General features: G+C 37.5%; 28 protein-coding genes. All 28 read left to right on the top strand.

The genetic code is table 11. The features are described 5' to 3' along the window. Positions 1–87 precede the first annotated feature (87 nt). The 28 genes from prsW (at position 88) to BK581_RS03530 (ending at position 25,343) form a co-directional block, all read left to right on the top strand. Positions 88–759 (top strand): glutamic-type intramembrane protease PrsW, encoded by a 672-nt coding sequence (gene prsW / locus BK581_RS03660; protein WP_078576893.1) that lies wholly within the window; start codon positions 88–90, stop codon positions 757–759. Positions 760–848: 89 nt separating this feature from the next. Then, positions 849–1,016, top strand: a complete 168-nt coding sequence (locus tag BK581_RS20015; RefSeq protein ID WP_169837522.1) for a hypothetical protein — start codon at positions 849–851, stop codon at positions 1,014–1,016. Between the two features lie 311 nt (positions 1,017–1,327). Further along, positions 1,328–2,467, top strand: coding sequence for a cell wall hydrolase (locus tag BK581_RS03655; protein ID WP_078576892.1), 1,140 nt, complete (start codon positions 1,328–1,330; stop codon positions 2,465–2,467). Between the two features lie 18 nt (positions 2,468–2,485). Then, positions 2,486–3,832, top strand: a complete 1,347-nt coding sequence (gene ypeB / locus BK581_RS03650) for a germination protein YpeB (protein ID WP_078576891.1) — start codon at positions 2,486–2,488, stop codon at positions 3,830–3,832. 124 nt (positions 3,833–3,956) lie between these two features. Continuing rightward, the gene (locus BK581_RS03645; protein ID WP_078576890.1) at positions 3,957–4,616 is read left to right on the top strand and encodes a flagellar brake protein; all 660 of its coding nucleotides are present in this window, start codon (positions 3,957–3,959) and stop codon (positions 4,614–4,616) included. 225 nt (positions 4,617–4,841) lie between these two features. Further along, positions 4,842–5,528, top strand: coding sequence for a (d)CMP kinase (gene cmk, locus BK581_RS03640; protein WP_078576889.1), 687 nt, complete (start codon positions 4,842–4,844; stop codon positions 5,526–5,528). Further along, positions 5,518–6,111, top strand: a complete 594-nt coding sequence (locus tag BK581_RS03635) for a lysophospholipid acyltransferase family protein (protein WP_245828866.1) — start codon at positions 5,518–5,520, stop codon at positions 6,109–6,111. Before cmk ends, BK581_RS03635 begins: the two co-directional genes overlap by 11 nt. Before the next feature lie 102 nt (positions 6,112–6,213). Then, positions 6,214–7,371 carry a 30S ribosomal protein S1 gene (gene rpsA / locus BK581_RS03630; RefSeq protein ID WP_078576888.1) on the top strand — a complete coding sequence of 386 codons (1,158 nt, stop codon included), beginning with the start codon at positions 6,214–6,216 and terminating at the stop codon, positions 7,369–7,371. A 39-nt stretch (positions 7,372–7,410) separates the two neighbouring features. Continuing rightward, complete coding sequence (gene fni / locus BK581_RS03625) at positions 7,411–8,472, top strand: type 2 isopentenyl-diphosphate Delta-isomerase (RefSeq protein WP_078579837.1); 1,062 nt, start codon at positions 7,411–7,413, stop codon at positions 8,470–8,472. A 296-nt stretch (positions 8,473–8,768) separates the two neighbouring features. Next, positions 8,769–9,404 (top strand): YphA family membrane protein, encoded by a 636-nt coding sequence (locus BK581_RS03620; protein WP_078576887.1) that lies wholly within the window; start codon positions 8,769–8,771, stop codon positions 9,402–9,404. Positions 9,405–9,561: 157 nt separating this feature from the next. After that, on the top strand, positions 9,562–10,878 hold the full coding sequence (gene der / locus BK581_RS03615; RefSeq protein ID WP_078576886.1) for a ribosome biogenesis GTPase Der: 1,317 nt from the start codon (positions 9,562–9,564) through the stop codon (positions 10,876–10,878). A 17-nt stretch (positions 10,879–10,895) separates the two neighbouring features. Continuing rightward, positions 10,896–11,507 carry a glycerol-3-phosphate 1-O-acyltransferase PlsY gene (gene plsY, locus BK581_RS03610; RefSeq protein ID WP_078576885.1) on the top strand — a complete coding sequence of 204 codons (612 nt, stop codon included), beginning with the start codon at positions 10,896–10,898 and terminating at the stop codon, positions 11,505–11,507. A gap of 14 nt (positions 11,508–11,521) precedes the next feature. Next, positions 11,522–12,571: an NAD(P)H-dependent glycerol-3-phosphate dehydrogenase gene (locus tag BK581_RS03605; RefSeq protein ID WP_078576884.1), complete on the top strand. Its 1,050-nt coding sequence runs from the start codon at positions 11,522–11,524 to the stop codon at positions 12,569–12,571. Between the two features lie 83 nt (positions 12,572–12,654). Continuing rightward, positions 12,655–12,924, top strand: coding sequence for a stage VI sporulation protein F (locus BK581_RS03600; protein ID WP_078576883.1), 270 nt, complete (start codon positions 12,655–12,657; stop codon positions 12,922–12,924). A 523-nt stretch (positions 12,925–13,447) separates the two neighbouring features. After that, positions 13,448–13,651: a DUF2768 domain-containing protein gene (locus tag BK581_RS03595; protein ID WP_078576882.1), complete on the top strand. Its 204-nt coding sequence runs from the start codon at positions 13,448–13,450 to the stop codon at positions 13,649–13,651. Positions 13,652–13,680: 29 nt separating this feature from the next. Then, complete coding sequence (locus BK581_RS03590) at positions 13,681–14,400, top strand: hypothetical protein (RefSeq protein WP_095995526.1); 720 nt, start codon at positions 13,681–13,683, stop codon at positions 14,398–14,400. Between the two features lie 581 nt (positions 14,401–14,981). After that, the gene (spoIVA, locus tag BK581_RS03585) at positions 14,982–16,460 is read left to right on the top strand and encodes a stage IV sporulation protein A (protein ID WP_078576880.1); all 1,479 of its coding nucleotides are present in this window, start codon (positions 14,982–14,984) and stop codon (positions 16,458–16,460) included. Positions 16,461–16,920: 460 nt separating this feature from the next. Continuing rightward, entirely contained in the window at positions 16,921–17,193 is a 273-nt protein-coding gene (locus BK581_RS03580) for an HU family DNA-binding protein (protein WP_078576879.1), read from the top strand. 238 nt (positions 17,194–17,431) lie between these two features. Beyond that, complete coding sequence (folE, locus tag BK581_RS03575; protein ID WP_078576878.1) at positions 17,432–17,998, top strand: GTP cyclohydrolase I FolE; 567 nt, start codon at positions 17,432–17,434, stop codon at positions 17,996–17,998. 146 nt (positions 17,999–18,144) lie between these two features. Then, positions 18,145–18,363 (top strand): trp RNA-binding attenuation protein MtrB, encoded by a 219-nt coding sequence (mtrB, locus tag BK581_RS03570; protein ID WP_078576877.1) that lies wholly within the window; start codon positions 18,145–18,147, stop codon positions 18,361–18,363. Between the two features lie 381 nt (positions 18,364–18,744). Further along, positions 18,745–19,545, top strand: a complete 801-nt coding sequence (locus BK581_RS03565) for a heptaprenyl diphosphate synthase component 1 (protein WP_078576876.1) — start codon at positions 18,745–18,747, stop codon at positions 19,543–19,545. 2 nt (positions 19,546–19,547) lie between these two features. After that, positions 19,548–20,249: a demethylmenaquinone methyltransferase gene (locus BK581_RS03560; RefSeq protein WP_078576875.1), complete on the top strand. Its 702-nt coding sequence runs from the start codon at positions 19,548–19,550 to the stop codon at positions 20,247–20,249. 264 nt (positions 20,250–20,513) lie between these two features. Continuing rightward, positions 20,514–21,374, top strand: coding sequence for a UbiA-like polyprenyltransferase (locus BK581_RS03555; protein WP_078576874.1), 861 nt, complete (start codon positions 20,514–20,516; stop codon positions 21,372–21,374). Then, entirely contained in the window at positions 21,371–21,982 is a 612-nt protein-coding gene (locus BK581_RS03550; RefSeq protein WP_078576873.1) for a UbiX family flavin prenyltransferase, read from the top strand. Before BK581_RS03555 ends, BK581_RS03550 begins: the two co-directional genes overlap by 4 nt. Then, positions 21,979–22,836 (top strand): menaquinone biosynthesis protein, encoded by an 858-nt coding sequence (locus BK581_RS03545; RefSeq protein ID WP_078576872.1) that lies wholly within the window; start codon positions 21,979–21,981, stop codon positions 22,834–22,836. Before BK581_RS03550 ends, BK581_RS03545 begins: the two co-directional genes overlap by 4 nt. A gap of 15 nt (positions 22,837–22,851) precedes the next feature. Further along, positions 22,852–23,823 (top strand): heptaprenyl diphosphate synthase component II, encoded by a 972-nt coding sequence (hepT, locus tag BK581_RS03540; protein ID WP_078576871.1) that lies wholly within the window; start codon positions 22,852–22,854, stop codon positions 23,821–23,823. Positions 23,824–23,937: 114 nt separating this feature from the next. Further along, complete coding sequence (gene ndk, locus BK581_RS03535; RefSeq protein ID WP_078576870.1) at positions 23,938–24,381, top strand: nucleoside-diphosphate kinase; 444 nt, start codon at positions 23,938–23,940, stop codon at positions 24,379–24,381. Between the two features lie 188 nt (positions 24,382–24,569). Further along, positions 24,570–25,343, top strand: a complete 774-nt coding sequence (locus tag BK581_RS03530) for a CheR family methyltransferase (RefSeq protein ID WP_078576869.1) — start codon at positions 24,570–24,572, stop codon at positions 25,341–25,343. Positions 25,344–25,412 lie beyond the last annotated feature (69 nt).

The raw sequence follows: 25,412 nt of genomic DNA, 5'->3' as shown, positions 1-25,412 counted from the left end.
ATTGAAAATTGTTCAACTGTTTTCTAATATAGTACATATCACCAACTAATGCTAATGGTGTGAGTTCACCGAAAGGACACCGACCCGATGATTTCAATTATAACGGTGGCTATTACACCCGCTGTAGCCCTTTTGACATTTTTTTATTTAAAAGACGAATTTGAACAAGAACCGATCATAATGGTAGTTAGAAGCTTTATATTTGGTGCTCTACTCGTTTTTCCTGTGATGTTCATTCAATTTGCGATTCAGCATGAAACAGACATAGTTTCACCTTTCGTACTGAGTTTTTTTCAAGCGTCATTCATTGAAGAATTTTTAAAGTGGTTTATCGTTCTTATAACTATATTCTATCATGTTCATTTTAATCAGCGTTACGATGGGATTGTGTATGCGACTGCAGTGGCGCTTGGCTTTGCATCCGTTGAAAATGTGTTGTACTTGCTTGCTAATGGGGTCGATATGGCTTTTTTTAGAGCTATATTTCCTGTAACAAGTCACGCTCTGTTTGGAGTGGTTATGGGGTTCTATTTCGGAAAGGCAAAATTTAATAAAGGTAAAAGATATCGTTATTTATTTCTTGCTTTCTTTTTCCCATACTTGTTACACAGCTTATATAATTTAATACTCGTGCTTTTCAATGCGTGGATGTATGTACTAATTCCTTTTATGATCGTTCTATGGATAGTCGCATTAAGGCATATTAAAAAAGCTAATCGATTACAAGCACTTCATCATGTAAAACGAGAAATAAGTTAGTTTATAGTGAAATGTTGAATATGGATAAAGATTCGTTGTATAGTAAACTGCAACAGGTTTGATATTTTGGTCAATAAGGAGTGGTCTATTTGCCTGAAATAAGTCATCGGTATAAAATTGTCATTCGCTGTGAACAGTGTGGAGAAAAATATATTCTCCGAGGACGTCCAAATGAAATGGGAGGATTCGACACTGGTTTTAAACGTTGTATTTGCGGTAATGAGTCGCAATTTGATATGGATGTTTCGCCGGAATAGGGACGTTTCATCCTTAATTAATGAACGAAATAAACGAAAATTAAGCATTGTCTGAGCTGCACCTTAGTAGAGGTGCAGTTTTGTGTTTAATAATACGAAAGATAATACCTGGACTAAAGCTATTTAAAAAGACAGTACATTTCATAGTGCATTAAGATAAATTGGCCGAGTTTTTAAGTCACTTTCTTTAATAAGATGTGAGACCTCTTGTAGCTAGTGATTGTTTTTATGGAATAAATATAATGCTTTGGATAAAACTAAGCTTATTCACATGTCTCTCAATCAGACAGCCAGACTAAAGGAGGATCTCTATGAAACAAAACTATACTAAGCTTTCGGTTATAAAGTTGATAATATTGATGCTTTTTTGCCTGATGAGCTTTACGACTCATCAAAGTGCCGAAGCATTTTCAGGACAAGTTGTGCAACGAGGGGCAACTGGCGATGATGTAGTGGAGCTTCAAGCGAGAATGCAGTATAACGGGTATTACAACGGAACAATTGATGGCGTGTTTGGATGGCAGACATATTGGTCTGTTAAAGAGTTTCAAAAGCAATTTGGACTGGAAGTAGTCGATGGTGTAGTTGGAGAAAAAACAAAAGCAATGCTCGAACGTGCTACGAAATTTGATAAGGAATTTGTTCATCAAAATCTTAGAGAAGGAAGAAAATTTACGTATTATGGGGGTGTAGATAAAAATATTCAACGTGGACCTAAAGGTAGCAAGGGGCAACAACCAAAAGAACAACCGAAAGAACAGCCGAAAGAAGATGGTGTAGCCAAACAGGAAGAACAAAAACAACCTCAAGAGGAAGCGCCGGCTCCTAAAGAAGAACAGCCCCCTCCAGCGGAAGAAAGACCAGCAGAAGAGGAACCTGAAGCACCAGCAGAAGAACCCTCTCCTGAGGAACAGGAACCTGCTGAAGAACCAACACCAGCAGCCCCTGAGCCGCCAGAAGTAGAAGAGGATCCAGCAGAAGAAGCCCCTCCTGAGGTGGATCCAGAAGAAGAGATCGTGACTCCTGAAGAAGAAGAACCGGAAGCGCAAGATGATGACATGAATATTGAGAAAGCTATGAATGTTCCAGAAGGGTTTTCGGATAATGATATTCAACTAATGGCTCAGGCTGTATATGGGGAGGCTCGAGGAGAACCATATGAAGGACAAGTTGCAGTGGCAGCAGTTATATTAAATCGCATTGAAAGTCCGATCTTTCCTAATACTGTATCTGATGTCATATTTGAGCCATTGGCATTCACGGCTGTAGCAGATGGACAAATATGGATGGAACCTGATGATCGGGCAAGGAAGGCTGTACTGGATGCTATTAACGGCCAAGACCCATCAGGCAATGCGATTTATTATTTTAACCCACAAACAGCAACGAATAAATGGATTTGGTCCCGCCCACAAATTAAACAAATAGGTAAACACATTTTCTGTGAATAATCTTTGGAGGTGAAGCTAATGGCACGTAATATCATTATCGCTATACTAGTTGTAGTTGTTGTAGGTGCAGGTTTTTGGGGTTATAGAGAACATGAGGAGAAAAATGCGATTTTAAATCATACTGAGAACACTTATCAACGAGCTTTTCATGATTTGACGTATCAGATTGATTTGTTGCACGATGAAATTGGGTCCACATTAGCCATGAATTCTACAGAAAAGCTTTCACCATCGTTAGCGGAAGTGTGGAGAGTAAGCTCGCAAGCTCAAAATGATCTAGGGCAATTGCCTTTAGGGTTAATGCCTTTTAGTAAAACCGAGGAGTTTTTAAAAAAAGTTGGTGATTTCTCCTATCAGCATTCTATCAGGAATCAAGATCACGAGCCTCTAACAGATGAAAACTATGATGATCTAAAAACTCTCTATGGTCAAGCGGCAGATATACAAAACGAATTAAGAAGTGTTCAATCATTAGTTTTAAAAGATCATTTAAGATGGATGGATGCTGAGATGGCCATGAAAGCAGGAGAAGAGCCTTTAAATAACGCCATAGTAAATGGCTTTAAGATTATTGATGATAAGGTATCCGGATTTTCAGAAGTGAATTTTGACTCTGAAACAGAGCATGTAGCTGGAAATGATGAAAAAATATATGAGCGAGTCAAAAATGAGGAGACGATTAGCCAACAAGAAGCGCAAGAGGTTGCTAAAAAATTCTTAGGGCGATCTAGGTTAGACGATGTGAAAGTAACAGAAACCGGAGAAGGTTTAGATTATGAAGCATATAGCTTAACGATAGCAGACAAGAAGCATAATACGAATATAACAATGGATATTACTAAAAATGGTGGCCATCCAGTATGGATGTTGAACGAAAGAGATATTGATAAAGATGTCTTAAGCTTGAGTGAGGCAGCTGATAACGCTAAAAGCTTTCTAGACACTAACGACTATGATAACATGCAATTGGTTGATAGTAAGCAATATGATAACGTGGGAGTCTTTCAGTTCGTATTTGTGGACGACAAGATTCGAATTTATCCAGATGAAGTGGTGGTAGAAGTAGCCTTGGATGAAGGGGATGTTATCGGGTTTGAAAATTTCTCCTATTTAGCAAACCATAAAGATGATCGTGATTTTAACTTAGAATTGACAAAAGAAGAAGCTGAGGAAAAAGCAAATGGCAATCTCGATATTAAGGAGCATCATGTGGCAGTGATTGAAAACCAGGCTGGGGAGGAAGTGACATGTCACGAATTTTATGGAACAATTGATAATGATACATTTCGTATCTTTATCAATGCAGAAACGGGCAGTGAAGAACAAGTAGAAAAACTTCCTAACCCTGAACCTGTCTATCACTAAAATTTATGAACGAAGAGCCTTGACGAGGCCCTTCGTTCTTTTCATAATAAGAAGAAGGATATTGCGTCATGCATATCGAATGAAAAATATAAACTTTACAATGTGGTTTATTAGGAGGGTCACTTTGATCAAAGTTGGCGAAACAATTTATTTAGAATTAAAAGAAGATGAAGGGGAAACGAAGAGGCTAAGAAGTAAAATTCTTGATATTGAAGATGGCCGCTTATTCATTGATTTTCCAGTAGATGAAGTGAATTCTAAGCCACGCTATTTCTTAGAAGGTACCCAATTCAGAGCAATTTTCCTTGGTGCAAACCATGTTGTTTATTTATTTGAAACAGAAGTGTTAGGAAAAGCTGAAAGAAAAGTGCCAATGCTTGTCATAAAAGATCCTGGTCAAGAACAGTATATAAAAATTCAAAGGCGGGAGTATGTGAGAGTAGACTCAAATGTAGATTGTGCAGTTTATTCGCCCGATAATCGTTTCGAGCCATTTACTACAGTAACATCTGATTTAAGCGGAGGGGGTATGGCACTCGTGTTACCATCCTCTCATGAATTAAGTCCAGACGATCATCTAAAAACGTGGATAGCGCTCGGTTATCAATCAGGAGAAACACATTTTATTGCTGTAAAAGCAAAGTTTATAAGGGCGTATAAAGAACAAGAGCGAGAGATTGGTTCTTTTCAATTTTTGGAAATAGATGAAAGCGACCGTCAAAAGATTGTTCGTTTTTGCTTTGAACAGCAATTGGAGCTAAAGCGTCGGGAAAAACTGTCATAAATAGAGTCTGTTAGTGATTCGTTAACAGTGACTATTATTAAAATAGTGTAAAATGTGATAAAGGGTGTAAACGACTTCGACTATACATCTTAATACAAAAGTACTATTTACTAGACGTTGCTATATAATAAATGATCGTTAAAAAATAGACCGTTACAGCATAAATATGATAACATGGGGAGTATATCCACATTATTTCATAGTTATTTTAGAAAGGGTTGCAGCATGAATACTCAAATGAATATCGCAATAGATGGACCAGCAGGGGCTGGTAAAAGTACTGTCGCTAAGTTGCTTGCTGAGAAATTGGGATTCGTTTATATAGATACTGGCGCCATGTACCGTGCATTAACTTGGAAGGCGATCAAGGAGAATGTGGACGTCAATGACGAGAAAGTGTTACATCAACTTCTAAAAGAGTGTGATATAGCACTTGTTAATGATTCTGGTCATTCGCTCGTAAAATTAAACGGACAAGATGTAACTGAAGAGATCCGAAATGCGTCAGTTACAAACAATGTTTCTTATGTAGCTAAGCATCCGCTCATCCGGAAGGAAATGGTAACAAAGCAACAATTGTTAGCTGCCAATGGCGGGACCGTGATGGATGGAAGAGATATTGGTACTGCTGTTCTGCCTGAAGCAAATGTGAAGATATTCCTCACTGCTTCTGTGGAAGAAAGAGCAAAGCGACGGCATGAGGAAAATATTTCGAAAGGCATGTCTTCTGACTTCGTGAAATTGAAAGAGGATATCGCTAAAAGAGATCAAATAGATTCAGAACGAGATGTAGCACCATTAAAGCAAGCTGAAGATGCTATTGTGCTTGATTCAACTTCGATGTCGATCGAAGAAGTTGTAGAAAATATATATGGCGTTATTGTTGAAAGGGATGGGACCGTTGAGCACTAAATTGTTTTCATTTGGTCAATTTCTATGTAGAGTATTTTTCCGTATTTTTTATCGGGTTGAACTAATTGGTAAAGAGAACATTCCTGTTGACGATGGCGTGTTGCTTTGTAGCAATCATATACATAACTTGGATCCTCCATTAGTCGGCTGTTTTTTAAAGAGAAAGACAAGATTTATGGCTAAAGCCGAATTATTTGAGGCACCCATTCTTAAAACGCTACTTCCGAAACTGGGGACATTTCCAATTCGTAGAGGGATGAGTGATCGTCAAGCGTTAAGAACAGGGTTAAAATTATTAAGTGATTCCGAATTAATCGGTGTTTTTCCAGAAGGAACTCGCAGTAAAACTGGCACATTGGGCAAAGGTTTGACAGGGGTTGGATTTTTCGCCCTTCGATCTAAGGCTGCTGTTGTTCCATGTGCTGTTATTGGTACTTATAAACCCTTTTCGAAATTGAAACTTGTATATGGTCAACCGATTGATATGACGACTTTAAGAAATGAAAAAGCATCCGCAGAGCAAGCAACTGAGCAAATAATGGCAAGTATTCAACAGCTTCTTGATACGCATAAAACGCACTAACTGAAATTAGGTAATATCTTTCACTTATAGTGAAGGATAAGCATAAATACTTAGCATTTATGGATCCGGTGATTAGTGCCGGTACTTAGGGAGGTTAATGGCATGGTAGAAGAGATGAATAACGAAATGGCCGAATTCAAATCCTTGTCAGTAGGAGATTTGACAAAAGGAACAGTGGCAAAGGTTGAGGACAAACAAGCTTTCGTAAATGTTGGCTATAAAATGGACGGTGTATTACCAATTAGTGAACTGTCTAGTCTTCACGTCGAAAAAGTTGACGATGTTTTAAAAGAAGGGGAAGAGCATGAGTTCAAAGTAATTAAATTAACGGAAGAAGAGCTAGTGCTTTCTAAAAAAGCAGTCGTCGCTGAAAAGGCTTGGGATGATATTGAGAAGAAACTTGAATCGGGTGATACATTTGAGGCTGAAGTGGCTGATGTAGTAAAAGGCGGTCTCGTGGTTGATGTTGGTGTTAGAGGCTTTATACCTGCCTCATTAGTTGAACGTCATTATGTAGAAGACTTTGCTGACTACAAAGGTAAAATGCTCCGCCTTAAGGTAGTGGAAATGGACCGCGAGAAAAACAAACTGATTTTATCTCAGCGGGCCGTATTAGATGAGGAAGTAAATGAGAAGAAAAAAGAAACACTTTCTTCAGTGAATGAGGGTGAAATCATAGAAGGGACTGTGCAACGCTTGACGAGCTTTGGGGCATTTGTTGACATAGGTGGTGTAGATGGCCTTGTTCATATTTCACAGATGGCTCACCATCACGTTGAACAGCCTTCTGATGTAGTGAGTGAAGGAGATACAGTTAAAGTAAAAGTGTTAGGTGTAGATCCGGACAATGAACGTATTTCACTCTCTATTAAAGATACACTCCCGGGACCTTGGGAACTGTTGGAAGGGCAAATTCAACCAGGTCAAGTTATTAAAGGGACAGTAAGGCGATTAGTGTCATTTGGTGCTTTTATAGAAGTGGCGCCTGGTGTAGAAGGCCTTGTTCATATTTCACAGATTGCTAATAGACATATTGGAACACCAGGGGAAGTTTTAAAAGAAAATGAAGAGGTTTCAGCCAAGGTGTTGGATGTAAATACTAAAGATAAACGGATTTCGTTAAGCATACGTGCATTAGAAGAGGAAAAGGAAGCGAAAGCCGAAAATGAGGTAAAGCAAGAATACGAGAAAGATGATGATCACGGTGGTTTCTCATTAGGTGATGTCATTGGTGATCAACTAAAAAAATACAAAAACTAATAATGGTGAGTTTAATACTTGAAAGTAAAGGGTGAGAATTTGAGCCGTGCAAAAAGAAAGATAGATCATATTGAATATGCCATGCAAGTTGGCCAAACTCGTGCTTCAGGACTAGATGATATTACCTTTCTCCATCGAAGCTTCCCTGACACGATCGTAAATCAAATCTCACTTTCTACAAAAGTTGGCGAACTTCAATTTAGTTCGCCTATTTATATCAATGCTATGACAGGCGGTGGCGGTCGAAAAACTGAAAAGATTAATCGTCAGCTAGCCCAAATTGCTAATGTTTTAAACATACCTATGGCTGTCGGATCACAAATGTCCGCTGTGAAAGATAAAAGTGAACAACCGTCATATAAAGTTGTAAGGCAGTACCATCCTCGTGGACTCGTCTTTGCTAATGTCGGTAGTGAAGCAACTGTAGACGAAGCTTTATTTTGTATAAGTATGCTTGAAGCAGATGCCTTGCAAATTCATATGAATGTCATACAAGAGCTCGTCATGCCTGAAGGTGACAGAGATTTCAAAGGAGCACTTAAACGAGTAGAGTCTATTATAAAAGCGATAGACATCCCAGTCATCGTTAAAGAAGTTGGGTTTGGAATGAGCAGAGAAACGGTGAAGCAGTTGTATAATATCGGGGCCTCTTATGTAGATGTTGGAGGATTTGGTGGAACTAATTTTTCTCTTATTGAAAATTCTAGACGCACTAGACAAATGAATTTTTTTGATCACTGGGGAATTCCTACAGCTGTCAGTGTTGCAGAAACAGCAGTTTATAATAATGATACTTTAGACTTAACTATTTTCGCGTCAGGAGGCATACAAAATGCACTTGATATCGCAAAGGTTATAGCGTTGGGAGCGAATGCAGCTGGATTGGCAGGCACAGTTCTAAAGTGGGTTAAAGACGATGGGGTCGACCGAACAATAGATAATTTAAATAGCTTGTTAACGGATTTAAAATTTATAATGGCTGCAGTAGGAGCTGAAACGATAACTGATTTAAAAAAATCCCCTATTATTATCTCAGGCGCCACAAGAGAGTGGCTAATCGAAAGAGGAATTGATACAACGGTCTTTGCGAACCGGGGATAATTAAAGAGAACGCATAACTTAGGGATAGATGGTGGCATCTATCCCTAGCCTTTTATGTAGAGCCTTGAGAGGCTTATCGCATGTCCATAAAGAACTAAGAACTCGCCAATTGGTGAGTTTATTTGTTTTATCCCAATCTTACAAGTAAAAGGACCTTCAATCGTTAAGTTGCTGAATAACTCATGGTGTATATTACTTTTTAAAGGTTTGCTATCTTTTATCCTATTAAATCCTCCTTAATGTATGAACCTGCATGATTCGGGTGAGAATGCTTATAAAAGAAGGAGGGAGCAAAAATGATAGAAGGTGCCATCTTTTTTTGGGTAATATGGCTGACTATAATATATAGCTTTTTTTTAATTGATAATAAAACGCGCCGTGCTCAACTGTTATTAGTGTGCTTTTTAACAATTATGTGCTCGTCTGTTACTTATTCTAGTTCAGTTATAGAATGGAATTTAGCTTGGGGCACTTTCTTGTTGGTTGGCTTGTATACTATGAGAAACCTTTCATTAGCTGGGAAACTAAAAGGCTATGTTATAAGCTTATTCATTGCCTATTTATTTTTTTCTATTCATAAAGCGGTGTATTTTGAGCCGGTGTGGTTGATTCTATCTCCGCAGTGGTCCATTATTGTACTAAGTTTAGTTGCATTGATTATTTTTCTGAATGACGTTTATTGTCGAGTGTTCAGTTTAACACTAGGGTTATTCCAAGGACTTATATTATCTTTTCTTTCTCAAATAATGGCTAATGGTCAAGAGGTTCAGGCCGTTATGACGAATAGTTTATTTTTCCTAGATGTGCTGACTGCATTAATGGTTCTTGTTGTGTTATGGTCTTATGCTGAGCAAATTACAAAGAAATTTAAGGGCCAGCTTATGGCAAGACAAAGGTCATATACCTCTTCTAAAACAAACGTGAATGTGTAAGGCGATTGACTACTACTAATAATAAGTTAAGTCGTTTGTTAAGCCAAAGTTTTTCACATAAAAAAATAATTGTTACGAACGGAAGGTTTCTTTCCGAACAAGTTACACGTATAATAAATAACGTATGAATTTTTGATATGAAAGTGAGGAAAATACGGTGCCAAAACCAGTATTAGCAATTGTTGGTCGACCAAATGTAGGAAAATCAACAATTTTTAACCGTATAGTAGGAGAAAGAGTATCTATCGTTGAAGATAGACCGGGTGTAACGAGAGACCGAATATATAGTTCGGCTGAATGGCTCACTCATGAATTTTTTATTATAGACACAGGTGGGATTGAAATAAGTGATGAACCTCTGTTAGATCAAATGAGGTATCAAGCTGAACTTGCTATCGAAGAAGCAGATGTGATCTGTTTTGTCGTCAATGGTAGAGAAGGCTTAACAAGTGCTGATGAAGAAGTAGGACAAATATTGCAGCGTTCTAAAAAGCCAGTTGTAGTGGCCGTAAATAAAATGGACGACCCTTCCATGCATGAGCAACTTTATGACTTTTATAGCCTTGGTATTGGGGATGTTTACCCTGTTTCTGGTTCTCACGGACTTGGACTAGGAGATTTATTGGATCAATTAGCCACTTATTTTCCTAAGCAGGAAGAGGACGTGTATGACGAAGATACTATACTAATGAGTTTAATTGGTCGCCCTAATGTGGGGAAATCTTCTTTAGTAAATGCTATTTTAGGCGAGGAAAGAGTTATTGTAAGTAATATACCTGGTACTACGAGAGATGCAATTGATACACCGTTTACGAAAGATGATCAAGATTATGTCGTGATCGATACAGCGGGGATGCGTAAACGAGGAAAGGTATATGAAGCGACAGAAAAATATAGCGTATTGAGAGCTTTAAAGGCGATTGAACGTTCAGATGTTGTTTTAGTCGTTATAAATGCAGAAGAAGGCATCATTGAACAAGATAAAAAGATTGCGGGCTATGCTCACGAAGCGGGAAGAGCGATCGTGATCGTCGTCAATAAATGGGATGCTGTAGAGAAAGACGACAAGACGATGAAAGAATTTGAAGAGAAAATCCGCAATGGCTTCCGTTTTCTTGATTACGCACCAGTCGTGTTTTTGTCAGCTAAAACGAAACGTAGACTACATAACCTTCTTCCGCTTGTTAACGAGGTTAGTGAGTCACATAATATGAGAGTCCAGACTCATGTTTTAAATGATGTTATTGTGGACGCAGTAACAATGAATCCAACACCTACTGACCATGGTGGTAAGAGATTAAGAATTAGTTACGCGACACAAGTATCTGTTGCGCCGCCGACAATCGTCTTATTCGTAAATGATCCTGAATTGTTACACTTTTCCTATAAACGCTATTTAGAAAATAAAATAAGAGAGGCTTTTACATTTGCTGGTACACCTGTTCATATCATTGCACGTAAGAAGAGTGACTAGCAGATTGGGGGATTAGTATGATTATAGTAGCGATTTTTATATCGTACCTCTTAGGAGCAATTAGCTTTAGTTATGTTATTGGCAAACAATTTAAGAAATTAGATATTCGTGACCATGGCAGTGGAAATGCAGGTGCTACCAATACCCTGAGGGTGATGGGCATTTTACCTGCTATTGCGGTTCTGATACTTGATTGTGCTAAAGGGATTGTCGCTGTATTTTTAGGGTGGTATTTAACAGGTGGAGACCCGGTTGCTGGTGCAGCTTCTGGACTAGCCTCAATAATAGGCCATAATTGGCCTGTGTATTATGGCTTTAGAGGGGGGAAAGGTGTCGCCACAACAATTGGTGTTCTTGCCTCACTAGTGTTTACATTAGCACTAACAACAGGGATTATTGCTATTATTTCTATTGTTATTACTCGGTTTGTGTCATTAGGATCCCTTATATTTGTAGTGGGGACCACACTTTCTACCGCTATTTTTTATCAACAGTTAGATTACCCGTTCGTTTACGTTTACTTTCTTATAATGATTTCACTTCTTTCTATTTGGCGACATCGTACAAACGTTAAACGATTAATAAATGGGACTGAAAGTAAAATTGGCGAGAAAATCACTGCTAACTAGAAGGAGGGGTAATGATGTCTACGATTGCTGTATTAGGTTCTGGTAGCTGGGGGACAGCTTTGTCACTCGTATTGGCAGATAATCAACATGATGTGAAGCTATGGGGACGTTCCAAAGAACAAATCGATACAATTAACAATGAAAGAAAAAATAGTCGTTATTTACCTGATGTGAGTTTACCAGAAAATATTATTGCATTCTCGCGTTTGGAAGAGGCGCTTGAAGGTGTGGATGCTGTCTTAATTGTCGTTCCTACTAAAGCGTTACGTGATGTTTTGAAATCGGTAAATGATTGCTTAAATCAGCCCGTATTAATTATTCATGCTAGTAAAGGGATTGAACCAGAAACACATCTGCGGATTTCGCAAATTATTGAAGAAGAAATTTTAGAAGAAAATCGTTCAGGTGTAGTAGCACTTTCTGGTCCAAGTCATGCCGAAGAAGTGTGCCTTAGACAACCTACGACTGTCACTGCATCTTCCAATGATATGCCGATGGCCGAAAAAGTACAAGACCTCTTTATGAATCGTCACTTCAGAGTGTACACTAACCCTGATTTGCTTGGCGTAGAAATTGGTGGAGCTCTCAAAAACATCATAGCTATTGGCACTGGGTTGACGAGCGGATTAGGGTTTGGTGATAACGCTAAAGCAGCTCTGATGACGAGAGGGCTGGCGGAAATTACTAGGCTTGGTTTAAAGCAAGGGGCTAGCCCTTTAACGTTCGCAGGCTTGTCAGGTTTAGGGGATCTTATTGTGACGTGTACAAGTGTACATAGTAGAAACTGGCGTGCAGGACATATGCTTGGTAAAGGGAAATCAGTGGATGAAGTTGAAAGGGAAATGGGAATGGTTGTTGAAGGTATTCGAACGACAAAAGCAGCCTTCCAATTGGCGGAACAATTAGGGGTGGATATGCCTATTACAACAGAATTGTACAAGGTACTTTTCCACGGAAAACCAGTAGAAGAAGCCGTTTCTGAACTTATGGGAAGAGTTAAAAAGCATGAAGTAGAAGATTTAAATCTTGGTGATGGAGATCCATTGAACGAGTTAGAGCCCTAAATGCGTCGTTTAGTTATAAGTACCTTCACTCATTTTAATCTCATGCATAAGATAACACATACGAGCATGAGGAGGGAAATGGCGTGCAAGGAAACAATAATGGGTCGTTCTTTGATCAACTAGAGAAGAAGACCAATGTGAAACATCAAGATTTGTTTCAGTTGGCTCAGTCAGTGAATAAGACAGATTTATCTAATGAAGAAAATGTGAGACAACTTATTCATCAAGTTGCTAAATTAGCTAATGTATCTGTCTCAAAAGAAAAAGAAGATGAACTCGTAAAAGCAATTACGTCAAATAAGGTGCCTATGGATTTCGGTTCATTGGCTAAAATGTTTCAAAAACCTAAATGAATTTAGGCTTTCGTATCAGTCATGTAAGAGCGTTTCTGAATAAATATATTACAGACAGATGCATGGCTGTCATAGTTGTAGCACTTTAAACAGGCAGTGTTTAGTCATATTAGGCTGAAGAGAGAGCCCCTTATCTTCAGTCTTTTTTATGTTTAGAATGTAATAAAGCCAATGATAGGAGCTAGCCTTACATATAGCATTTACAAAGATAGGAGATTAAAGAATTTAGCTGTGATATCCATGCATTGGATGTACGATTATGCTATAATAAATCAGGATTTTATCACAGATAAAATCGGCCGTAAAACTCCCTGCTCGAGGAGAGCACCATCTATTTAGGTGGGAGGTAACGGTCGGTAATGTCCTGATTCACTCAACTAGCAATCAATGGAAGAAGAACGTAAACACCCACTGATATGAGATGATCTTAGAGTGAATAAGTGTGACGTTTATATCAATATGTTTTGCTTATGAAGGAGACATGATAGACAAGCATTTAAAATGACTAGACGGGGGAGACAAAATGTTTGAGGATGGCTTAGTTAAAATGTGGGTTTCATTTATAGGAATGGGGTTAATGTTTTTCTCTGTAATATTGACAATTTTCACAAAAGAAAAATTGTCTGGGGTTTTAAGATATATTTTATTAACAATAAGTTTTATTAGTATAATAATAGCAGGCCTAATCATGTTACTTGTTGTTTTTACTGGACCGGTGCCCGAATAATTAAATTTGACTAATATAAGGTAGTGATTGTGTTGTTATCTACTAAGCATATAAGCCTTCTGTTTTTACCACTTTTATTAGTAGGATGTCTTTATCCAGATGAACAAAGAAAAGAAAATCAAATGCCATATGAAGATCAATTGCAGTCTGTACAACATGCAGTCACACAATATCGTGAAGATACTGGTGTATTACCTATTAAAACGAGAGAAGCAGATACACCTATATTTAAGAAATATCCAGTGGATTTTTCACAGCTCATGCCGTCTTATTTGCAAGCGCCTCCTGGAAATTCATTCGAGAATGGTGGTATTTATCAGTATGTTATTGTGGATCCTGAAGAAACAGCTGAAGTGAAGTTGATCGATCTTAGAAACGTGAGGGCGATTCAAGACTTAGAAAGAAAGATCTTTCAGTATCGAAGTGAACATAGTTTCGCCCCGATTGAGATGGTGATAGGTAATGAATTACTTCAACTTGATCACGAAAAATTAAATTATGATGAAGCCCCTGTGGTGGAGAGTCCTTTTCATCCGAGTCATAGACTTCCTCTTTATTTGCAAACAGATGGGACTGTTGTGATTGATTATTCTCTTGATATTAAGCATTACGTTGAAGAGTATGGTTTAGGGGAATTTGAAGAAGGGGACGATTTAAGATGGCTACTTGTAGCACATTCCCCTTTTGTACCAGTATATTCAATCCCACAAACGATGGAAAATGGTGAAGTCATTTTTATCACAGATTAGCGTCCTTAATTAAAAGGCTCAACAAAATAGGTTGGAGAGGTAAAAATACGCGGGAACTAGCGGACGCTAATGTCCTGATTAACTCAACTAACAATCAGTTGGAGAAGAACCAAAACACCCACTGATTGAAGGTTCGTTTTATAGAAGAATAGGTTTATGGTGATCTGAGCATTTTCAACTGTTAGTGATAGTTAGCAGTTGAAAATGTTTTTTTATGGTTTAAATAACATGACTAATTGATTTGGTACAAAGCTATAGCTTAGTAAACTTTAGTAGTTATCTTTGTTAGACGATGGTGTTCGTAGTCACAAGTTAGAAAAGGTCAGTGAGAAAGTAAAAGACGTTGTTAATGGCTGGTACAAAAGAGAGAAAAACTAACTACTATTTTTGACGTTCTAATTTATTCGAGGAAGGCATAAATATCCAAGGAGACGAGATAGTTTTCTATTCAACTTGAAATCTTTGAATAACCTTGTCATAAACGTTGGACAACATCATAGAGTAATAGAGACTATGATTTCAACTTCAATTATGTAAGTAGTGGAATGAGTTTACCTAGAATTTGAGCAGGAGGCGATTTTGTGGAAAAGGTGGATATCTTTAAAGATATTGCAGAACGGACAGGTGGTGACATTTATCTCGGTGTTGTCGGCTCCGTGAGAACGGGGAAATCAACGTTTATTAAGAAATTTATGGAATTGGCTGTCATACCGAATATTGAGTCGGAAGCGGATCGGGCAAGAGCTCAAGATGAACTGCCTCAAAGTGCTGCTGGTAAGCAAATTATGACAACAGAACCTAAATTTGTCCCTAACCAAGCCGTTTCGATTCATGTGGATGAAGGGTTAGATGTGAATATACGTGTTGTAGATTGTGTGGGTTATGCAGTAGCAGGAGCTAAAGGCTATGAAGATGAAAATGGTCCGAGAATGATTCAAACCCCTTGGTATGAAGAAGCTATTCCATTTCAAGAAGCAGCCGAAATTGGGACACGAAAAGTTATTCAAGACCATTCCACACTAGGTGTTGTCATTACAACGGATGGTTCTATTGGGGAAATTCCACGAACGGATTATGTTGAACCTGAAGAGCGTGTTATAGACGAATTAAAAGAAGTAGGTAAACCTTTTATTGTGATTGTTAATTCCATTCATCCCACGAATCCACAAACTGAAGGGTTGAGGTCTCAATTAGAAGAAAATCATGATGTTCCTGTCCTCTCAATGAATATAGAAAGTATGACTGAGCATGATATTCACACAGTGATGAGAGAAGTTTTATTTGAATTTCCAGTTCATGAAGTGAATGTTAATTTGCCAAGCTGGGTCATGGTATTAAAAGAGCAACATTGGTTAAGAGAGAATTATGAAACATCGGTACGCGAAACTGTGAAAGACATTAAACGCCTGAGAGATGTTGATCGTGTTGTAGGCCAATTTTATAATTACGATTTTATAGAAAAAGCAACACTGTCTGGCATAGAGATGGGTCAAGGAGTGGCAGAAATAGACCTGAGAGCTCCTGATGATTTATATGATCAAATTTTAATGGAAGTAGTAGGAACAGAAATTAGAGGGAAAGATCACCTACTTGAGCTTATGCAAGATTTAGCGCATGCGAAATCTGAATATGATCAAGTAGCAGATGCCCTCACAATGGTTAGACAAACTGGCTATGGAATTGCAGCTCCTACTATACAGGATATGAGCTTGGATGAGCCTGAAATCATAAGGCAGGGGTCAAGGTTTGGGGTTCGTTTAAAGGCTGTGGCGCCTTCTATTCATATGATCAAAGTTGATGTAGAATCAGAATTTGCTCCAATTATAGGTACTGAGAAGCAGAGTGAAGAACTTGTACGGTATCTAATGCAAGATTTTGAAGAAAACCCCTTATCAATTTGGAATTCAGATATATTTGGAAGGTCCCTAAATTCCATTGTCAGAGAAGGGATTTCAGCTAAACTTTCTCTTATGCCGGAGAATGCAAGGTATAAGTTAAAAGAAACACTAGAAAGGATAATAAATGAAGGATCTGGCGGACTTATAGCAATTATTTTATAACCCTTCTCTTTGGAGGGTTATTTTTCTATTTACGTACAACTCGAATGTGTAAGAATTTTCAGAAATTCATTACATGAGTCATTTTATAGGTCTATTTTATGATGAAATTGTCTCATATTATTAAGCATTAAAAATGACGTTAACAAAAATTTATCCTTCAATTTTTAAATATGACGTGTGAAAGTTAAGTCAAAACACTGGGTTTTATTGCTAACTAACAACACAAAAAAAAGATGGTATATTTATCCATAAAATGTCATTAGATTTACTTTTTACTGGACTTTTAGGTGAAAAAGTAATAAAAATGCTAAGAAATACGCAAAAAATGTTGAATTATTAAGCTTTATCGTTTAACATAAGCCTTGTTATCCCATGAATTACTGGGGTAGACGTATAAAACGCTTATGATTGTGCAACAAAAGGAATAACACAACTATAAGTTTGGGAGGAGGTGAATAGTATGAATAAGACAGAACTTATCAATGCAGTTGCTGAAAAAACGGATCTTTCTAAAAAAGATGCAACAAGTGCTGTTGATGCAGTTTTTGAAGTCATCACTGGTTCACTTCAAAAATCCGAGAAAGTACAACTTATTGGATTTGGTAATTTTGAAGTACGTGAGCGTGCGGCTCGTAAAGGCCGTAACCCACAAACAGGTGAAGAAATCGAAATCCCTGCAAGCAACGTGCCTGCATTTAAACCAGGTAAAGCCCTTAAAGATGCTGTAAAATAGTACATATAGGGCTTATATGAAAAAAATGCTCCACCAGTTTTACTGGCGGGAGCTTTTTTCATTTCTGTATCGTATTATTTTACATGTTACGTACTATTATTCAGTATAAAGATTACAGTTTTTAACTATTCACGATTCTATTAGTTGGTCGGGAGCGTTTTCTTGTTTTTATATAAATAATTATGCTAAAATTTCTACGACCCAATAGTTATAAATAGAAATGGAGGCTGTCCTACTTATGAGTAATGTGGATCATGCAAAAATTGAAGAAGCAATAACAATGATATTGGAAGCAATTGGCGAAAATCCTTCTAGAGAAGGTTTGATAGATACACCTAAACGTGTCGCACGAATGTATGAAGAAGTGTTCCAAGGTCTCTCACAAGATCCAAAGGAACACTTTAAAACAGTTTTTGGTGAAGACCATGAAGAGCTCGTTTTAGTGAAAGACATTCCTTTTTATTCTATGTGTGAGCATCACCTCGTACCTTTTTTCGGTAAAGCCCATATAGGATATATCCCAAAAGGAGGCAAGGTAACGGGTTTAAGTAAGCTTGCAAGGGCTGTAGAGGCCGTCACGAAACGACCGCAACTACAAGAAAGAATAACCTCTACAATTGCAGATGCCATCGTGGAAACTTTGACACCAAGAGGCGTGATTGTCGTAGTGGAAGCTGAGCACATGTGCATGACGATGCGAGGAGTGAAAAAGCCTGGCTCTAAAACCGTTACCTCTGCTGTGAGAGGAGCCTTTGAGCGTAATGATGCTGCGAGAGCAGAAGTATTATCTTTAATCAAAGAATAATTACCTTGATTTTAGAGCGCGGTGATCGCTGAACTACCTCAGTGTAGAAATAGTAAAAAGAGATTGTTATAGACATTACTTATGCGGGGGAATTAGTCGCAGTTTACTATTATTATGTGAATAAAAAAAAGGGGGGAGGAGATCCTATGACAGACAATAATGGCTATATTGTCATTAAAGCTGAGGAAGATGGTGTTAACGTCATTGGACTCACCAGGGGAACAGATACACGTTTCCATCATTCAGAAAAATTGGACAAAGATGAAATGATGATTGCACAATTTACAGAACATACATCAGCAATTAAAATTAGAGGTAAAGCGACGCTTCAAACAGCTCATGGTGATATTAGTAATCTAAAATAACTGTCGGGACACATAAGACGAACCTTCAATCAGGACATGAGCGTCCGTTATCTCTCTCCTAATAGACGTCGTTCTCCTCTCTATTTCGAGGCAGGAGTTTTACGGACGCTTATCTGTGATAAAAGTTTACATGGAAAATGCCATCACTTTAGAACTCGCCATATGGCGAGTTTTCTAAATTTTAAAAGCCTCTTTTAAACAGTGATTCATTAATGGGTGATTAATTCCTGCTTTAATGTTTTCCTCACGCTTTCAAGAGTGTTACGACAGGTGGACTTTTCTTAAAGGAATGTTTATTCGAGAGAAATAATTGTGATATACTAGACGTGGATGGGGTTAGATGACGATTTAGGATAAGACTTTGATGCTGGGGGATTTCTGATGACGGCATATGATGGCCACAACGAAGAATTAAACCTTGTGTTTGATAGTTTTTATAAAAGTGTTAAACACGCTTATTTAAATAAGTTTATTGAGAATCCAGTGATTGACCATGATCAAGCCAATATGCTGTTGATTATTCTTCAGAAAAAAAAATACTCTAAAAAATACATACATGATTGTATCTTAACGACCTTGTTTGTACAGGCTGCTCTGGATACTCATGAAAGAGTCGTTATACATGGCTTAGGACCTGAATCTTTAAAAACAAAAAATCAGCTCACTGTTTTAGCAGGTGATTTTTACAGTAGCTTGTACTATAATGTGCTATCTAAAAATGAAGATATAGCTTTGATTAGAGTGCTAGCAAAAGCCATACAACAAATAAATGAGTCAAAAATGAAAGTGTATCACTCAGAGAATAGAAGTGAGCATTTAAATTTAACTGACATAAAAGTGATACAAGCCTCTTTATTAAAAAATGTTGCTCACCTATTTCATTTGTCTCACTGGTCCCGAATCATTGAGGAGTTTTTCTTATTAAAGCTTTTATGCAGGGAAAAGGCGTCAATTATTGAACGTGGGCACTGCTCCAAAGAATCAATTTTTGGTGATTTTACTGATTCCTTCAGTAAAAAGCAAGTGTTAAGGCAATTAACTCACTTAATTAATGTGACGTGTGAGGGAATTGAAGAAGAAGCACGTGAAGAAAATGACATGACATGCTATGTAAAAGCAAGAATGTATGAGTTGATTAAAAGGTTTCAAATTGAAGAGCATTGTGTTGTGGAGGAAGGTTAGTTATGGGGAGAACAAAAGAAGAACGGGTACACGATGTATTTGAGAGCATTTCCAAAGAATATGACAGAATGAATGGTATTATTAGTTTTAAACAGCATAACACGTGGCGAAAAGATACAATGAAAAAAATGAATGTAGAAAAAGGGACAAGAGCCCTCGATATTTGCTGTGGAACCGCTGACTGGGCGATTACTCTTGCCGAAGCGGTGGGGGAAGAAGGCCAAGTCACAGGCGTTGATTTCAGTGAAAATATGCTTACAGTAGGTCGGGAGAAAGTTAGAAAGAATCATGTTCCTAATGTCACGTTAAAGTGGGGAAATGCGATGGAACTCCCTTTTGAAGATAATCATTTTGATTATGTCACCATCGGTTTCGGTTTAAGAAATGTTCCCGACTATTTACAAGTGTTACGTGAAATGCATCGTGTTGTTAAACCAGGTGGATTGGCTGTATGTTTAGAAACGTCGCAACCGACTATGCCGATATTTAAACAAGCATACTGGTTTTATTTCACGTATGTGATGCCCCTTTTTGGAAAAATATTTGCGAAAAGTTATGCAGAATATTCTTGGTTGCAAGAATCCAGTCGTCATTTTCCTGGAAAAAAAGAGTTGAAGCAACTTTTTTATGAGGCTGGTTTTACATCTGTTAAATATAAATCATATTCTGGAGGAGCGGTGGCGTCGCATTTTGCGACTAAGTAGGGGGGAATTTTAGTCAGTAATTATGTCAGTGGGTTTCATCGTACTCACTGCGATATTTTGCGAGTTTACAAGTGTAAACGTTTCTAAGTTAAGGGTTGCTGTAATAAGGGGATTCATCTTTCACTTAACGAGGCGTACTCACACACGTAACTGTCTCTAGGTGGATAGACAGCTACTGATCAGAATGACAGCATTTATAACTGAAATTGATATTAATAGTTTTTTACAAATAAGTAACTGAAGGCTTAAAAGTGGGGTTTTAGTATGAAAAAGTTAAAAATAATTTTAGAAATGATTAAATTTGAACATACTGTATTTGCATTACCATTTGCTTTCATCGGAGCTGTTTTAGGCAGCTTATTAATCGAAGGTAGGTGGCCTGAATTAACTGATTGGATTTGGATTACATTGGCGATGGTAGGGGCAAGAAGTGCTGCTATGTCTTTAAATAGATTAATTGATGCAAAAATTGATAAAGCAAATCCGAGGACAAAAGATAGAGCGATTCCCGCTGGCCTTTTATCAAGATTAGAAACGGTCATGTTTATTGTTGGCTCATTTGCATTACTATTTGTATCGGCTTTTCAATTAAACTTATTAGCCGTTTATCTTCTTCCACTAGCTGTTTTTTTCCTCGTGTTCTACTCATATACGAAACGATTTACTTGGCTGTGTCATATTTTCCTCGGTATTACTATCGGTCTTGCTCCGCTTGGAGGATGGGTAGGGGCTACTGGCACTTTAACGTGGGAAGCTATGATGCTTTTTATTGCAGTCGCTCTGTGGACAGCCGGTTTTGATGTCATTTATGCCACTCAAGATGCTGATTATGATAAAGATGTAAAGTTATTTTCTATCCCAAGCTTTTTTGGTATTACGAAAGCATTAAAGTTTGCTAGAGGTTTTCACATTATAAGCTTTATAGCTATGCTGTCATTATTTTTTATTACACCACTTAGTTGGCTATATTTAATAGGAATCTTGATTGTGGGTACAATTATGGTCTATGAACATTCTCTTGTATCACCTCAAGATTTGTCTAAGGTGAACGTAGCGTTCTTTACAATGAATGGCATTATTAGTATGGTCATGCTAGCATTTACGATAGGAGATTTACTTTTATGAAAGGTATAAGCAATAAAAAAAAGGTGACTGTGGCTATAACTGGAGCTAGTGGTGCTATTTATGGGGTGAGGTGTGTGCAAGCCTTGTTGGCAGAAGGTCACACAGTCCATTTTTTATTAACAGGTGCGGCATGGCAGGTACTTTACTATGAATTGGGACTTGATACATCAGATGAGCAAGCATGTCTTGAAGAACTGTTCGGAAAGTGCGATCATTTTCATTATCATACACAACAAGACTTTTCAGCACCGATTGCAAGCGGGTCAGCGAAAAGCGATGCCATGATTATCGTACCATGCTCTATGGGGACATTAGCTAAAATCTCTCATGGCATTTCAAGTAATTTACTTGAACGGGCGGCAGACGTGATGTTAAAAGAACGACGTAAATTGATCATCGTACCGAGGGAATCGCCTCTTAGTTCAATACATCTTGAAAATATGAAGCGAGTGAGTGACTTAGGCGGTATGATCGTACCAGCTATGCCAGGCTACTATCATAACCCTAAGACAATGGATGACCTTATTAATTTTGTAGTAGGTAAAGTGTTAGATCAGGTAGAAGTGGATCATAATCTCTTTACAAGGTGGGGAGACGATAGCAGATGAGTCTGGTCATAGCAGAAATATCTTATACAAATATTTTACCGATGTTTTATTATATAAACAGAGAAAAATTAATAAATGCAGGATGTGAATTTGTCCCCGCTATTCCTTCACAATTAAATCAAAATATGGCGGATGGAAAAGTACATGTGGGAGGAATTTCTTCCTTTGCCTATGGAGAACATAGTGAAGAGTATCAAGTGCTTCCAGATTTATCTGTTTCCGCAATGAAGCAAGTTGGCTCTATTTTTTTGTTCTCAAAGAAACCTATTAAAGAGCTAAATGGCGCGTCAATCGCTCTAACGTCTAGCTCTGCGACCTCTGTCAATTTGTTGAAAATTATATTAAACAAATTCTATCAATTAAATGTGTCATATACGACGATGGCCCCTAATTATGACTTAATGATGAACGACCATGATGCTTGCCTTCTTATCGGAGATGATGCTATTCTTACTTCTTTCTCTAAACAAGAGGCTATCTATCAGTATGACTTAGGTTACTTGTGGCAACTATTTACTGGGCTCCCCATGACGTTCGCGTTATTTGCTATTCGTAAAGAAGCATGGGAGAAGCATGAAGGACTGTTAAGAGAAGTACATCGACAATTCTTAAAAAGTAAGCAGGCATGCCGTAAAAACAGATTTAATGACATGATTACATCTATACGTTTCCAACTCGGTGGTACAGAAGAATTTTGGCAAACTTATTTTGCAGGGTTGAACTATGAATTAACGGAAACGCATTTAAAAGGTTTACATCATTTTTATGACTTAGCTTATGAACTAAATCTTCTCAATAAAAAAGTAAATAAAGTGTCGATATGGAATCCAACAGAAAATTTTCATTCTGTTTAGCAAGGTGGACAATTTATGAAATTAACAGAGATATATTGGCATTTAAGGCCGGATATTATAAAAATTGAAAAAGAAATCGAGCAAAATATTGATGCACAGCACCAAGTATTACAGCAGGCTTCCTCACATTTATTGAAAGCAGGAGGTAAGCGGATTAGACCGGTATTTGTACTACTTGCAGCACAATTTGGTGATTATAATATAGAAAAAGTAAAACATGTAGCAGTGCCCTTAGAGCTTATTCATATGGCATCTCTCGTTCATGATGATGTCATCGATAATGCTGAGTTAAGAAGAGGTAAAAAAACCATTAAATCAAAGTGGGATAACCGTACTGCCATGTATACGGGTGATTATATGTTTGCAAAAGCAATAGAGATAGCTACACTCAGTAATCGGCCAGATCTTCATAAATATTTATCTGAAGCTATGGTAGAAATGTGCATAGGAGAGGTTGAGCAAATTCGAGACCAATATAATTGGCAACAAAACTTACGAATATATTTTCGTCGAATTAAACGAAAAACAGCTCTTCTTATATCTGTGAGCTGTCAACTCGGTGCTATTGTTGCTGACGCTTCACCTCTCCACCAATTACAATTAAAAAAATATGGCTATTACGTCGGCATGGCTTTTCAAATTACGGATGATATTTTAGACTTTGTAGGGACTGAAAAGGAGCTAGGTAAGCCAGCTGGAAGTGACTTAGCTCAAGGGAACGTTACGCTTCCAGTTCTTCTCGCCATGGAGAAAAATAGTGAATTGAATGAGAGAATTATCACCTATCTAAAAATGGAGAGCCGTATACCGTTCGATATGAAAGCGACTATAGAGGATATTAAAGCGACGGGAGCCATTCAAGAAGCAAAAAAGGTAGCTGATAAGTACATAAAAAAAGCGCTGTTAGCACTGGAGCCTTTACCCGAATTACGTGCAAAAGCTGCTTTACAGCAAATAGCGGACTATATCAGTGAGAGGAAATTTTAATTTGGAAACAAGTCTGACTAAAAGGACTTGTTTTTTCATAACCAAATTGTACCTTTTTTCAATTTTTGCTATGATTAACATGATCGAAAAACAATTAGTGGAGGTCGGGGAATTATGGATAAAACATTTCTAATGGTAAAACCAGATGGTGTTCAACGTAATTTAATTGGGGAAATTATCTCTCGATTCGAATTGAAAGGGTATACATTAGTAGGGGCAAAGCTTATTCAACTAACAGAAGAGACAGCAAGAAGTCACTACGAAGAACATGAAGGGAAAGCTTTTTTTCATTCATTAGTTGAGTTTATTACTTCTGGTCCAGTTTTTGCTATGGTATGGCAAGGCGAAGGAATCATTAATGAAGCTCGGAAGATGATGGGAAAAACAAATCCGACAGACTCATCACCTGGCACAATAAGAGGAGATTTCGGGGTTAATGTTTCTAGAAATATTATTCATGGTTCTGACTCCCCAGAAAGTGCTCAACGTGAAATAAAGCTCTATTTTACTGAAGATGAACTAGTCTCATATGAAAAAGAAATAGCTAAATGGATATAGATTAAAGAAACTGCAAACAATATATATTAAAATACTCATCTCTATTTTACTTTTATGATAGAAATGACCAATTTAATGAGAATAAAAGCTGCCTAAAAGGTGGCTTTTTAACTATACATATAGTGCTCAAGTCCGAATTATGGTACAAGTAAGGTAAGCACTAAACATTTTAAGTGAGGAGACAGACGATGGACGATTATCAAAAGTTTATAGAACAGATTTATAAAAAAACCGGGATCAATTTATCCTTATATAAGGAAGCACAAATGAAGCGTAGATTAACATCTTTAAGAGATAAACGTGGATTTACGACCTTTTCAGACTATTTTGATGCACTCTCGAAACAACACGACCTGTTTGATGAATTTCTACAACGAATGACGATTAATGTGTCAGAATTTTTTAGAAATCCTCAAAGGTGGAAGGTACTGGAGAATAAAATACTCCCCAGGCTGCTTGCAGGTCAGAAGAAATTAAAAATATGGAGTGCTGCTTGCTCTACAGGAGAAGAGCCATACTCTCTCATGATGCTTTTGCATAAGTATTTAAAATATGATCAGATTGATCTTCTTGCAACAGATCTAGATGAATCAATTTTGACGCGGGCAAAAAAAGGGTTCTATCCAGAACGTTCTCTCAAAGAAGTGCCTCAAGACATGTTGGATCACTATTTTGAAAAAGAGATGGTTGGCTATCATGTAAAGGACAAAGTGAAAAAGGCAATTAAATTTAAACAGCATAATTTACTTTCAGATAGTTATGAAAAAGGATTTGACTTAATTGTTTGTAGAAACGTCATGATATACTTTACCGAGCAAGCAAAAGATGACTTATATTTTAAGTTTAGTGACGCATTAAAACCTGGCGGCGTTTTATTTGTTGGAAGTACGGAACAAATCTTTCAAGCACAGCGATATGGTTTCGAAACGGAAGATACTTTTTTTTATAAAAAAGTAAAATAATGTCACTTTTCATATCATTTCAGGAGCACTTTAAATAAATTTAGCTTTTTCTCTTGAAAAATAACGGGA

The sequence above is a fragment of the Salipaludibacillus agaradhaerens genome (assembly GCF_002019735.1).
Classification (GTDB): domain Bacteria; phylum Bacillota; class Bacilli; order Bacillales; family Salisediminibacteriaceae; genus Salipaludibacillus; species Salipaludibacillus agaradhaerens.
The sequence above is the reverse complement of the archived record's forward strand: the minus strand, read 5'-3'. Positions and strand labels throughout refer to the sequence as shown.